The organism is Xanthobacter luteus (assembly GCF_040049235.1).
Taxonomy (GTDB): Bacteria; Pseudomonadota; Alphaproteobacteria; order Rhizobiales; family Xanthobacteraceae; genus Xanthobacter.
This window is the reverse complement of the sequence record NZ_JBDZDO010000001.1, coordinates 1,524,176-1,536,793: the sequence shown is the minus strand read 5'-3', so window position 1 is coordinate 1,536,793 and position 12,618 is coordinate 1,524,176. Positions and strand designations below refer to the sequence as shown.

Below are 12,618 nucleotides of genomic sequence, written 5' to 3'. Positions count from 1 at the left end.
CTGCAATTTGACATAGACCAGGGCGGGTTCACGAATGTCCAGTGAAGCTTGCAGCTCGCGGCATTTCATCAACGCGTGTTTGAGAGCCCGCCATTGATGGCGCGGCAGGGCTTCCGGTCTTCGGCTCGGGCGCGGCGGGCATGATCTTTCGGCGGGTGCCGCAGCCGGCGCGCAATAGGGTCGCAGGCGCTCGGCGTTGACACGCCGGGTTGTCCGGCGCCTGGTTCACGCGGTGCAGGCCAGGGGGAGGGTGTCGTGAGCTATGTCTATCTGTTCGTGGCCATCGTCGCCGAGGTGGTGGCGACCTCGGCGCTGAAGTCGGCGGAGGGTTTCACCCGCCTGGTGCCGTCGGTGATCGTGACGGTGGGCTACGCCACCGCCTTCTATTGCCTGTCCCTGACGCTGCGGGAAATCCCGGTCGGCGTGTCCTACGCCATCTGGTCCGGGGTGGGGATCGTGCTCGTGACCGGCTTCGCCTGGCTCTACCACCGGCAGGCGCTGGATCTTCCGGCTCTGATCGGGCTCGGCCTTATCATCGCCGGCGTGCTGGTGGTGAACCTGTTCTCGAAATCGGTCGCCCACTGAGCGGCAAAGAGGGGGCGCGGACCCGCCGCGCCCCGCGCGGATCAGGGCCGCACGAGCTCCGGCACGGGCGGGTCCTCCTGAACTTGCGGCAGGAACAGGTCGAACATGCGGCCGGTGGCAAGGCGCTGCGCCTGAAGCACGGCGCCGGCCATGCCCTGGGCGTCCGCCGCCGCCTCCCGCGCCAGCGACAAAGCGGTGGGGAAGGCGGCGGTGAGTTCGGCGACCACCTCGTCGCTATCGAAGGTGAGGTCGGCGGCGAACTTCCGCGCGATCTGCTGCATGCGCCGGTTCTGCGCCAGGCAGTTGAGGAAAAGCGTGCGGATGCCGCGGTTGCGGGCAGTGAGGATCACGCGCTCCAGCAGCTGGGTGCCGAGGCCGTGGTTCTGAAAATCGTGCTCGACGCTGAAGGCGGCCTCCGCCTCCCCCGGCAGCACGTCGCCCATGGGATAGAGCTCCGCGGCCGCGCGCAGCACCCCGTCCACGAAGCAGCCGTGGACGATGGCGCCCGAGCGGAAGGCGCGGGAGGCATAGCGTTCGACGAACTCGGCGGAAACGGCCGAGCCGAACCGGAACCGGCGGCTCTCCACATCAAGGCGCAGGAGGTGATCGCGGAAGATCTCAGCCTCCCCGGCCCACAGCTTGCGGATGATGCCCGGTGTGACCTGATCGGTCATGGTGGTCTCCAGACTTGGCGTCGTCGTCCGGCGCGAGCACTTCGCTCTGCTCCGGCAGCGTTCTCGCCAACGACACCCGCCGAAGCGCATGCGCCTCGGCTCTCCTCGGATGCCCCCGGGGTTCCTCCGCTGCGGAACTTAGGTGCAACGCAGCAAAGGTCAATGGATCTGACCTGAATGGTTCCGAGCCCATCCCCCGGAGATGTCGACCTGATCCCGCTAGTGACATGGGTGTGCATACGAATTCCGGTGCTATGCGTGCCGCGCATTTCCGCTGCGCTGCACAATCAGGGCTCGGCCCTCATTCAGCCGTGATCGGGCTGCGCGCGAATCGGCCGCCGCCTGCCCGGCTGGCCCGGCGGCCGGGGGCGACCGCCAACGGGCGCAGCCTTGCCGTGCCCACACGGCTCCTCTAAGAGGCCCCATCCACACCGAGCGGGCACCCGAACACCCATGGCCAGCATCGACAAGCCCAAGGACACGCCCAAGGACGGACCGAAGGCCCGCCTTCCCCGCGGCCTCGCCGACCGCTCAGGCGCGGAGCTGTCCGCCACGCGGGCGATGCTGGAGAGGATCCGCGCGGTCTACGAGCTCTATGGCTTCGAGGCCCTGGAGACCCCGGCGTTCGAATATACCGACGCGCTCGGCAAGTTCCTGCCGGACCAGGACCGGCCCAACGAGGGCGTGTTCTCGTTCCAGGACGACGACGAGCAGTGGCTCTCGCTGCGCTACGACCTCACCGCCCCGCTGGCGCGCTACGTGGCCGAGCATTTCGAAAGGCTGCCCAAGCCCTACCGCTCCTGGCGCGCCGGCTATGTCTATCGCAACGAGAAGCCGGGGCCGGGGCGCTTCCGCCAGTTCATGCAGTTCGACGCCGACACGGTGGGCGCGCCTACGGTGGCGGCCGACGCCGAGATCTGCATGATGGCCGCCGACACGCTGGAGGCGGTGGGCATTCCGCGCGGCTCCTATGTGGTGCGGGTCAACAACCGCAAGGTGCTCGACGGCGTCCTGGAGGCCATCGGCCTCGGCGGCGACGAGAATTTCGGCCGCCGCCTGACGGTGCTGCGCGCGGTGGACAAGTTCGACAAGTTCGGCATCGCGGGCGTCAAGCTGCTGCTCGGCGCCGGCCGCAAGGATGAGAGCGGCGACTTCACCAAGGGTGCCGGCCTCACCGAGGCCCAGGCCTCCCTGGTGCTCGCCATGCTCGACGGAGGCATCTGCGCCACCGCCGAAGGCGTGAGCTTCGAAATGGAGGGCCGCGACATCGAGCTGGCGGCGCGCCTCGTCTCCAGCGCCACCTTCAAGGCGGGCATGGACGAACTGGCCGAGATCGCCGCGCTGGTGGCGGCCGCTGGCTATGGGGATCGGGTCAGGATCGACCCCTCGGTGGTGCGCGGGCTCGAATATTACACCGGCCCGGTCTATGAGGCGGAACTGACCTTCGAGATCACCGACGAGGACGGCCGCCCGGTGCGCTTCGGCTCGGTGGCGGGCGGCGGGCGCTATGACGGGCTGGTGGCGCGCTTCCGGGGCGAGAAGGTGCCGGCGACGGGTTTCTCCATCGGCGTCTCGCGCCTGCTCGCGGCGCTCGCGGCGCTGGGCAAGCTCGACGCGGACCCGCAGATCGGCCCGGTGGTGGTGCTGGCGATGGACAAGGAGCCCGCCCGCATCGCCGACTACATGAAGATGGTTGCGGAGCTGCGCGCCAACGGCATTCGCGCCGAGATGTATCTGGGCGGCGCCGGCATGAAGGCGCAGATGAAGTATGCCGACCGGCGCGGCGCCCCGGCCGTGGTGATCCAGGGCTCGAACGAGAAGGCCGCCGGCGAGGTGCAGATCAAGGATCTGGTGGAGGGCGCCAGGATCGCCGCCTCGATCGCCGACAATGCCGAATATCGCGCGGCCCGCCCGGCGCAGCTTGCCGTGCCCGAGGCGGAGATGGTCGCCGCCATCCGCGCGATCCTGGAGCAACGCGCGGAGGGCAGCCTGGGGCTGGCGGACTGAGGGGGCGGTCGAGGCGAACGCCACCTCCGCCGAGGTTCGGCGCCCCCCCGCGCCTCGCCGCGCCTCGCCGACAAGGGGAAGGGGAGCGTCCTTCGTCAACACGTTAGCGGGCGGCGCAAGAGGATGAGCCGCCCTCAGGCGTCGTGCGGAGCAGGGCCGAGCCGGCTGGGCTCAGGCCTTGCCGGCCATCGCGTTCTTGATGAGGCCGGCCACCAGGGTCAGGATCGCGCCGCCGGCGCCGCCGCCGATCACCTGGCCGATGATGGAGCCGACGTCGAAATTACCGGTGGTGGCAGCGCTGGCGAGGGCCGGCAGAAGCAACTGAAGGATCTGGCCGCCGCCCACGCCGCCGATGGCGCCGGCGATGGTGTTGCCCAACGGGCCGAGCGACAGGTTCTTCAGCGCGCCGGCGATGCCGTTGCCGCCCGCGGCGCCGGCGATGAGCTGGATGATGAGATTGAGAATGGTGGCAGACATGAGGTCCCCCCAAAGGCCAGAAGCGCAATAGTGCGCCAACCAACGATCACGGTGAGATCGCAGGGCCAAGGTTTGGCTAGCACAGGCAATTCGGGTTGAACAGCGGTGTGCATTTAGCCGGCGTTTCGTTCGTGCAGTCACGAATTCGTGGTATCCAACACCTATAGCCTTCAGCCATGCGGAGAATTCAACCGATGTTTCCTGTGCCGAAGCCCGTCCTCGTGCCCAACACCTATGCGTACGAATCCGAGCCCATGGTGAAGCCGACAGGCTTCCGCGAATACGACGCGCGCTGGCTGTTCCAGAAGGAAATCAACCTGATGGGCGTGCAGGCCCTCGGCATGGGCCTCGGCACGCTCATGCACGAGATGGGCGTGCGTCCCGAGATCGTCACCGGCCACGATTTCCGGTCCTACTCCTCCGCCATCAAGCTGGCGCTGGTCAGCGGCCTCATGGCAGCCGGCGCGAAGGTGCACGACATCGGCCTCGCCATGTCGCCCATGGCCTATTTCGCCCAGTTCGCGCTCGACGTGCCGGCGGTGGCCATGGTCACCGCCTCGCACAACGACAATGGCTGGACCGGCGTGAAGATGGGCGTCAACCGCCCGCTCACCTTCGGGCCCGACGAGATGACCCGGCTGAAGGAGATCGTGCTCGGCGCGAAATTCGACCTCCGGGGCGGCGGCGCCTACCATTTCGTGGAGAACTTCCCGGAGGTCTATATCAAGGACCTCACCGACCGGCCGAAGCTCAAGCACCCTATCAAGGTGATCGCCGCCTGCGGCAACGGCACCGCCGGCGCCTTCGCCCCGCGCATCCTGGAGGCGCTAGGCGCCGAGGTGATCCCGCTCGACTGCGAGCTCGATCACACCTTCCCGAAATACAACCCCAACCCCGAGGACATGGAGATGCTCCACGCCATGCGGGACGCGGTGCTGGAGCACGGCGCCGATTTGGCGCTGGGCTTCGACGGCGACGGCGACCGCTGCGGCGTGGTGGATGATCTGGGCGAGGAGATCTTCGCCGACAAGATGGGCGTGATGCTCGCCCGCGACCTCGCCAAGATCTACCCGAACGCCACCTTCGTGGTGGACGTGAAGTCCACCGGCCTGTTCGCCACCGATCCCGAGCTGATCAAGCTCGGCGCGAAGGCGGACTATTGGAAGACCGGCCATTCCTACATGAAGCGGCGGGTGAACGAGACCGGCGCGCTGGTGGGCTTCGAGAAGAGCGGCCACTACTTCTTCAACAAGCCCGTGGGCCGCGGCTATGACGACGGCCTCGTCTCCGCCATCGCCGTGCTCGACATGATGGACCGCAACCCCGGCAAGAAGCTGTCCGAGCTGCGCGAGGCGCTGCCCAAGACCTGGTCCTCGCCCACCATGTCGCCCCACTGCGCGGATGAGGCGAAGTACGGCATCGTCGCCCAGGTGGTGAAGTATTACGAGGATCTCGCCGCCAAGGGCGCGCTCGTCACCGGCCAGAAGATCCGCGACCTCGTCACCGTGAACGGCGTGCGCGTCACCTGCGAGGACGGGTCCTGGGGCCTGGTGCGCGCCTCCTCCAACAAGCCGGAGCTGGTGGTGGTGGTGGAGAGCCCGGTGTCGGAAGCGCGCATGCGCGAGATGTTCGCCGAGGTGGACGGCGTGCTGCGCACCCACCCCGAGGTGGGCGAGTACAACCAGAAGATCTGAGGGCGCACCGCCGTCGCCCTCCGGCTTGACCGGAGGGTCCGTCGGCCTGGGGACCGGCGCCGCGGCCCGGCGGCGGAACCCCTCATCCCATCCCGCTCCCTCAGGAAGAGGAAGCCGCGTCGCGTCGCTTGGCGAACCCTCCTCCCCTGCGGAAAACCTTCTCCCGGCGGGGCGACGGCACGGCGAGGGGCGCGCCGGCCGCGCCCCTACTCCCCGGCCGCCGGCACCGGCGCCATCGCCCCCGCCCGCTCCACGCGCACCGCGCCATAGGCCGTCGCCATGGCGAGCAGCGGCACCGCGCCCGCCACCAAGGTGAGCGCCCACAATCCCGGCCCGAAGTCGATCACGAGGCCGCCCAGCGCCGCGCCGAAAGCGTTGCCGAGGTTGAAGGCGGCGATGTTGAAGGAGGAGGCCAGCGACTGCCCGGCGCCCTTCGCCTTCTCGAGCACCCACATCTGCAGCGGCGCCACGGTGGCGAAGGCGGCGGCGCCCAGCACGCCGACGAAGACCACCGCGGTGACCGGGTGGTGGATGCCGAGCGTCATGGCGAACAGCACCAGGGAAAGCGCCGCGAGGGAGCCGAACACCGTGGGCACCAGCCATTTGTCGGCGAGCCGGCCGCCGGCGAGATTGCCGACCACGAGGCCGGCGCCGAACACCAGCAGGATGGGCGAGACCGCCCCCTCAGAGAAGCCCGACAGGCGGGTCAGCATGGGGGCGATATAGGTGAACGCCGCGAACACGCCGACCCAGCTCAGCACCGTGGTGGCGAGCCCCAGCAGCAAAGCGGGGCGGCGCAGCACCTTGAGGTCGTCGGCGAGGCTTGTCGCCTCGGGCGCCTGCCGGTCCCGCGGCACCAGAAGCGCGATCACCGTCACGGCGGCGAGGCCGATGCCGGTCACCGCCCAGAAGGTCGCGCGCCAGCCCGCGATCTGGCCGAGCCAGGTGCCGAACGGCACGCCGAGGATGTTGGCGAGCGTCAGGCCGGTGAACATGATGGCGATGGCGGAGGCCTTCTTGTTGGCCGGCACCAGGCCGGTCGCCACCACCGAGCCGACGCCGAAGAAGGTGGCGTGGGCGAACGAGGTGAGCACCCGCGCCGCCATCAGCCAGCCATAGCTGGGCGCCAGCGCGCAGGCGAGATTGCCGAGGGTGAACACCACCATGAGGCCGAGCAGAACCTGCTTGCGCGGCCAGCGGGCGGTGAGGCCGGTGAGCAGCGGCGCGCCCACCACCACGCCCAAGGCATAGCCGGAGATCAGCAGGCCGGCCGAGGAGATGGAGACGCCGAGATCGGCGCCGACCTCCAGCAACAGGCCCATGATGACGAATTCGGTGACGCCAATGCCGAAGGCGCCGGCGGCGAGAGCGTAGAGAGCGACGGGCATGGTGGTTCGGGTCCGGGGTAGGGGACGATGTGCGGTGCAGCATGGACCCCGCCGCGGCCGTGAACTAGCATGCGAGCAATCACAGCATTCATGAATTGAAATCAGCAATGGGCCAGGCGTCTTGAGCCAGGACATCAACCGCTCCGGCGAGATGGAGGTGTTCGTGCGCGTGGTGGAGCAGGGCGGCTTCTCCGCCGCCGCCCGATTGTCGCGCCTGACGCCCTCGGCCGTCTCGAAGCTGATGGCGCGGCTGGAGCGGCGGCTCGGCGTGCGGCTTCTGAACCGCTCCACCCGCCGGCTCCAGCTCACGCCCGAAGGCGCCGCCTTCTATGCCTCCGCGGTCCGCATCCTCGACGAGATCGCCGCCGCCGAGCAGGAGGCCGCGGCCGGAGCGGCGCCGCGCGGGCGGCTCAGGGTCAATACCTCGGTGCATTTCGGCATGGCCCATCTGCTGCCGCTCCTGCCGGCCTTTCTCGAACGCCATCCGGAGATGAGCGTCGACGTGGCGCTCACCGACACGGTGGTGGATCTGCTGGACGAGCGCGCCGACGTCGCCATCCGCGTTGGCCCCATGCGCGACTCGCGCCTGGTGGCGAAGAAGCTCGGCGAGAGCCGCAACATCGTGGTGGCAGCGCCAGCCTACATCGCCCGCCATGGTCTGCCGCGCACCCCGCGCGAGCTCGAGCGGCACAACCGGCTGCGCTTCTGCTTCACCCGCATGGTCGAGGGCTGGCCGTTCCTGGACGGGGCGGGCGGCATCCTCACCGTGCCGCCGGACGGCAACGCGCTGGTGAGCGACGGGGCGGCGATCAAGGCACTGGCGCTCGCCGGCCTCGGCCTGGTGCGGGTGTCGGAATTCCAGGTGCGCGCCGAGGTGGCGGCGGGTCTTCTGGTGCCGGTTCTGGAGCACCTCAATCCCGGCGACCTCTCGGAGGTCCATGCGGTCTATATGGGCGGCTCCGGCCCGCTCTCGGCGCGCATCCGGGCGTTCGTGGATTTCCTCGCCGCCAATGTGCGGATCTGACAACCGCCGCTTCACGGGCCAAGCAGCGGGTGATGCGCGGGCGATGGATCGTCCGCCGGGCCTTCGGCGTTGAACCGGGATGGCACTGGACGGGAGGACCCCCATGACCGAGAAGCCCGTGATCAACGAGCGCGCCAAGCTGCGCCTGGAGCGCGACTTCGACCCGAGCGGGGCCGCCGGCGCCTCGCTCGCGCCGGACATGCGGGTGGCCAACGCGCTCGAATACGTCGCCTTCCAGCTGGGCCAGATCAACCGCAAGCTGGACGCCCTCGTCGAGGCGCCCCAAGGCAAGCGCCGAAGGGCAAGCGCCGAAGGACGGGCATCGAGTCGCGATGCTCCCCGCACCTGAACCGCGGGGGGGGGGCATGCCCGCCGCGCTCAGCGCACCAGGATGGCGCGGAAATCGTTGACGTTGGTCAGCGTCGGCCCGGTCACCACCAGCCGGTCGAGGGCGGAGAAGAAGCTGTAGCCGTCATTGTTGGCGAGGAAGGCCTCGGCATCGACGCCCTTGGCCTCGGCCTCGGTCAGGATGGCGGCATCGAACCAGGCGCCCGCATTGTCCTCGGTGCCGTCCACCCCGTCGGTGTCGCAGGAGATCGCCGACACCCCGGCGATGCCCTTCAGCGCCACCGCGAGGGACAGCAGGAACTCCACCGAGCGCCCGCCCCGGCCCTTGCCGCGCACCGTCACCGTGGTCTCCCCGCCCGAGAGCAGGACGCACGGCGCCCGCGCCGGCACACCATGCAGCGCCGCCGCGGCGGCGATGCCGGCGAAGACGATGCCCGCCTCGCGCGCCTCGCCCTCGATGGCGTCGCCGAGGATCAGGGGGGCGAGGCCCAGGTCCCGCGCCTTCTGCGCGGCGGCCTCGAGCGCCATCAGCGGAGTGGCGATCATGTGCACCTCCTGGCCGGCGATGGCATCGCCCGCCACCTTGTTGGCGCGGATCACCGCCTCCATGGTCGCGTCCACCTGCACCTTCCAGGCCTTCAGCAGGCCGAGCACCGCCTCGGGGTCGGAGGCCTCGGGGATGGTGGGGCCGGAGCCGATGGCGCCGGGATCGTCGCCCGGCACGTCGGAGATGAGATAGGTCACCGCGCGCGCCGGGGCGATGGCGGCGGCAAGCCGCCCGCCCTTGATGGCGGAAACCGACTTGCGCACCTTGTTCATCACGCCGATGGGGGCGCCGGACTTCAGCAGCGCGCGGTTGAGCGCCTGCTTGTCCGCGAGCGTCAGCCCCTCGGCCGGCAAGGTGAGGAGCGCCGAGGCGCCGCCCGACATCAGGCACACCACGAGGTCGTCTGGTCCTGCCGAGCGGGCGAGCTCCAGGATGCGGCGCGCCGCGTCGAGCCCCGCCTGGTCCGGCACCGGGTGGGAGGCCTCGACGATCTCGATGTGCCGGGTGGCGCAGCCGTGGCCGTAGCGGGTGACGATCAGCCCCTCGCAGGGCCGGCCCCATTCCTCTTCGAAGGCGCGCGCCATGCGGGCCGAGGCCTTGCCGGCGCCGATGACGATGGTGCGCCCTTTCGGCGGCTGCGGCAGGCGGCCGGAAAACTTGCCCTCCGGCAAAGCGGCGGCGAGCGCGGTCTCGAACAGGGCGAGCAGGATCTCCCGGTCGCTCATCGTGGCGGCGGTGGGGGCGGTCTCGGGCATGTCCGGCACGGGCATTTCCTGGTTCTTGTTCTGGCCGCCGATCACTAGACCGGCGGCCCCGCCCTATCAATGCACCGGCCGACAAGGATGCTTCGCGCGGGGGGAAAAGACGGGCGCCTTCGTTCCCCGGCCCAGCGACGGCGGCAGCCGGAGCGCCGAGCCGGGGTCCAGCGCAGGACTCCCGCGCAGCGGGCAATCCTTCCCCCGCCGCCGCCCTGCGCCGCAGGCAATCTATCGCTGCGTCCGCCCATCACTCGGCGCGCGCGAGGCCGGCGTCGCGGAAGGCGGCGCGCACGGCGGCGGCCAGCGCCGCGGCGGCGGGGGAGAGCTCGCGGCCGGCGCGGGTCAGGAGGCCGAGGCCGCGCGCCACCACCGGCGCCTGGAGCGGGCGCATGGCGACCCCCTTGCGCGGAAACATGGCGAAGGTCAGCTCCGGCAGAGCGGTGATGCCGAGCCCGGAGGCCACGAGGGCCACGGCGGAGGGGATCTGCTCCACCTCGTAGCGCGGCCCCAAGGCGAGGTCCGCCGCCGCCATGGCATTGTCCACCATGCGGCGCACCGAGGTGGTGCGGGCGAGCGCCACGAACGGGTAGGGGGCAAGCGCCGCCCAGGGCAGCGGGCTGCGCCCGGCCAGCGCATGGCCCCTCGGCATCAGCAGGTGCACGCGGTCGGCGCCCAGCGGCTCGAAGGCGAGCGCGTCGCCGGCGGGCCGCATGGTCACCGCCATGTCGGCCACCCCGTCCTCCACCAGAGCCGAGGCGCGCTCGTGCAGCACGTCGAACACCGAGACCTCGGCCTCGGCAAAGCGCGCGCGCAGCCCCGCCACCGCCTGCGGCAGGATGGCGGAGGCGACCGAGGGCAGCAGCGCGATGGCGATGCGCGGGCGCCGCGCGCCGCGCTCGGCGAGGTCCTTCAGGCCCGAGCGCACGTCGCGCATCACCTCCTCGGCGAGGCCCGCGAGCGCGCGCCCGTCGGCGGTCAGCGCCACCTTGCGGGTGGTGCGCTCGAACAGGCGCAGGCCCAGCTCCTGCTCGATGCGCCTTATGGTTTCGCTCAGCGCCGGCTGCGAGATGCCCAGCAGGCCCGCCGCCTGCGTGAAGCTCGGCGCGCGGGCGGCGGCCGCGAACACCTCCAGCTGGCGGATGGTAATGTTCATAAGGCCAACCTCATAATCCATCGTATTACGCTATTTGACTTGATGAATAGCCGCTGTCTAGGCTCTCCCCACGCCCGCGCCAGACGGGCGGGATGCGAGGCGGACGCATGGACGGGGGCTTTGAGCGAGGCTTGGGCGCGGGCGGGATCGTGCGCATCGGCAGCGGGGCCGGGTTCGCCGGCGACCGGCGCGACGCTGCGGTGCCGGTGGTGGAGATGCTCGCCGGCCTCGACGGCCCGCGCTTCCTGATCTTCGAGACCCTCGCCGAGCGCACCCTCGCTCTGTGCCAGCTTGCCCGGCGCCGCGATCCGGACGCCGGCTACAGCCCGGCGCTGGAGGCCTTCCTCGCGCCGGTGCTGGCGCGGTGCCTTGAGAGCGGCATCCGCATCGTCGGCAATTTCGGCGCCGCCAACCCCCAGGCGGGCGCGCGCCGCATCGCCGCCATGGCCCGCGCCCTCGGCCGCGCGCCCAAGATCGCCGTGGTGGAGGGGGCGGACCTCGCCGGCCGGCTCGACCCGGCGGGCTTCGCCGCGCGCGAGGTGGGCGGGCGCCTGCTCGCCGGCCATCCGGTGCCGGTCTCCGCCGACGCCTATCTCGGCGCCCGGCCGATCGCCGACGCGCTCGACGCCGGTGCCGACATCGTCGTCACTGGCCGCGTCGCCGACCCCGCCCTTGCCCTCGGCCCGCTGATGCATGCCTTCGGCTGGCGCGACGAGGACTGGGACCTGATCGCCGCCGGCACCCTCGCCGGCCACCTGCTCGAATGCGGCAGCCAGGTGAGCGGCGGCTATTTCGCCGACCCGGGCATCAAGGACGTGCCCGGCCTCGACGAGGTGGGCTTCCCGGTGGCGGAGATCGCCGCCGACGGAACCTTCGTCATCGGCAAGCCGCCCGGCACCGGCGGGCGCATCGACCGCTTCACCGTGACCGAGCAGATCCTCTACGAGATCCACGATCCCGCCGCCTATCTCACGCCCGACGTGGTGCTGGATGTCACCGGCGTCCAGGTGGCGGAGGTGGGGGTGGACCGCGTGCGGGTCTCGGGCGCGCGGGGGCGTCCGAGACCGCAGACGCTCAAGGCCACCGTCTGCGTCGAGGCCGGCCTGCTGGCCGAGGCGGAAATCTCCTATGCCGGCCCCGGTGCCGCCGCCCGCGCGCGGCTCGCCGCCGACGTGGTGCTGGCGCGCCTGACGAAACGCGCGCCCGATCTGGCCGTGCGCGTGGACGCCATCGGCATCGCCAGCCTGTTCAACGACACCGCCGGCGCGACGCTCGCCGCCGCCTTCCCGGAAAGCCGCGCCGCGGACGTGCGCCTGCGCTTCAGCGCCCAGAGCGCGGACACCGCGGCGCTCGGCCTGCTGCTCGACGAGGTGGAGGCGCTCTACTGCGCCGGGCCCGCGGGCGGGGCGGGCGTGCGGCGCCATTTGACGCCGCGCCTTGCCAGCGCCTCGTGCCTCGTGGAGCGCGACCTCGTTTCGCCCGCCATGTCGCTGCTCGGCCCGGAGGTGGCGCCATGAACCCCCAGGCGATCCGCGATCCGGCTCCGGCGCCGGCCCGCGCCGAGGTCGGCGTGCCGCTGCGCCTCGTTGCCCATGCGCGCGCAGGCGACAAGGGCAACCGGCTGAACCTCGCGCTCGTCTGCCGCACGCCCGAGGCCTTCCCCCTGATCGCCGCGCAGGTGACGGCCGAGCGGGTCGCCGCGCTGTTCGCCGCCCGCAAGCCGAGCCGGGTGGTGCGCTACGACCTGCCGAACCTTTTCGCCTTCAACTTCGTGCTCGACGACGTGCTGGACGGCGGGGTGAACGCCTCGCTCGGCCTCGACGGGCACGGCAAGTCGCTCTCCTTCCTGCTCCTCGCCCTCGAGGTCCGCGTGCCGGCGGACCTCGCACAGGCGCTCGCCCCTCCGGCCGCGGCCACGGCCGCGCCGGCAACACCAAGACCCTGACATTCCGGGAGAACCGCC

The 12,618-nt window shown here is 70.9% G+C and carries 12 protein-coding genes; 7 read left to right on the top strand and 5 right to left on the bottom strand.

Annotation, left to right across the window (positions count from 1 at the left end):
* Nucleotides 1-255: 255 nt before the first annotated feature.
* Nucleotides 256-585 carry an SMR family transporter gene (locus ABLE88_RS07520; protein WP_348830817.1) on the top strand — a complete coding sequence of 110 codons (330 nt, stop codon included), beginning with the start codon at nt 256-258 and terminating at the stop codon, nt 583-585.
* A gap of 41 nt (nt 586-626) precedes the next feature.
* Here the strand turns inward: ABLE88_RS07520 and ABLE88_RS07515 are convergent, their stop codons facing one another.
* Nucleotides 627-1,259: a GNAT family N-acetyltransferase gene (locus ABLE88_RS07515; protein ID WP_348830816.1), complete on the bottom strand. Its 633-nt coding sequence runs from the start codon at nt 1,257-1,259 to the stop codon at nt 627-629.
* A gap of 453 nt (nt 1,260-1,712) precedes the next feature.
* Between ABLE88_RS07515 and hisS the strand changes: the two genes are divergently transcribed.
* A complete protein-coding gene (gene hisS, locus ABLE88_RS07510; protein WP_348830815.1) occupies nt 1,713-3,266 on the top strand; it encodes a histidine--tRNA ligase in 1,554 nt (517 codons plus the stop codon).
* Nucleotides 3,267-3,437: 171 nt separating this feature from the next.
* Here the strand turns inward: hisS and ABLE88_RS07505 are convergent, their stop codons facing one another.
* Nucleotides 3,438-3,743: a hypothetical protein gene (locus tag ABLE88_RS07505; RefSeq protein ID WP_348830814.1), complete on the bottom strand. Its 306-nt coding sequence runs from the start codon at nt 3,741-3,743 to the stop codon at nt 3,438-3,440.
* Between the two features lie 194 nt (nt 3,744-3,937).
* Here ABLE88_RS07505 and ABLE88_RS07500 point away from each other — a divergent pair, with 194 nt between their 5' ends.
* On the top strand, nt 3,938-5,437 hold the full coding sequence (locus ABLE88_RS07500; protein ID WP_348830813.1) for a phosphomannomutase/phosphoglucomutase: 1,500 nt from the start codon (nt 3,938-3,940) through the stop codon (nt 5,435-5,437).
* A 206-nt stretch (nt 5,438-5,643) separates the two neighbouring features.
* Here the strand turns inward: ABLE88_RS07500 and ABLE88_RS07495 are convergent, their stop codons facing one another.
* Nucleotides 5,644-6,825, bottom strand: a complete 1,182-nt coding sequence (locus ABLE88_RS07495) for an MFS transporter (protein WP_348830812.1) — start codon at nt 6,823-6,825, stop codon at nt 5,644-5,646.
* Between the two features lie 151 nt (nt 6,826-6,976).
* Between ABLE88_RS07495 and ABLE88_RS07490 the strand changes: the two genes are divergently transcribed.
* Together ABLE88_RS07490 and ABLE88_RS07485 are read left to right on the top strand one after the other, a co-directional pair.
* Nucleotides 6,977-7,849 (top strand): LysR family transcriptional regulator, encoded by an 873-nt coding sequence (locus ABLE88_RS07490; RefSeq protein WP_348831111.1) that lies wholly within the window; start codon nt 6,977-6,979, stop codon nt 7,847-7,849.
* Between the two features lie 103 nt (nt 7,850-7,952).
* Entirely contained in the window at nt 7,953-8,198 is a 246-nt protein-coding gene (locus ABLE88_RS07485) for a hypothetical protein (protein ID WP_348830811.1), read from the top strand.
* Nucleotides 8,199-8,227: 29 nt separating this feature from the next.
* On the opposite strand, the gene ABLE88_RS07480 is transcribed toward ABLE88_RS07485, so the two are convergent.
* Nucleotides 8,228-9,514, bottom strand: a complete 1,287-nt coding sequence (locus ABLE88_RS07480; RefSeq protein ID WP_510182860.1) for a glycerate kinase type-2 family protein — start codon at nt 9,512-9,514, stop codon at nt 8,228-8,230.
* A 235-nt stretch (nt 9,515-9,749) separates the two neighbouring features.
* The gene (locus ABLE88_RS07475) at nt 9,750-10,655 is read right to left on the bottom strand and encodes a LysR family transcriptional regulator (protein ID WP_348830810.1); all 906 of its coding nucleotides are present in this window, start codon (nt 10,653-10,655) and stop codon (nt 9,750-9,752) included.
* A gap of 149 nt (nt 10,656-10,804) precedes the next feature.
* Between ABLE88_RS07475 and ABLE88_RS07470 the strand changes: the two genes are divergently transcribed.
* Nucleotides 10,805-12,172, top strand: coding sequence for an acyclic terpene utilization AtuA family protein (locus ABLE88_RS07470; protein ID WP_348830809.1), 1,368 nt, complete (start codon nt 10,805-10,807; stop codon nt 12,170-12,172).
* Nucleotides 12,169-12,600 (top strand): AtuA-related protein, encoded by a 432-nt coding sequence (locus ABLE88_RS07465; RefSeq protein WP_348830807.1) that lies wholly within the window; start codon nt 12,169-12,171, stop codon nt 12,598-12,600. The genes ABLE88_RS07470 and ABLE88_RS07465 overlap by 4 nt, the downstream gene beginning before the upstream one ends.
* Nucleotides 12,601-12,618: the final 18 nt, after the last annotated feature.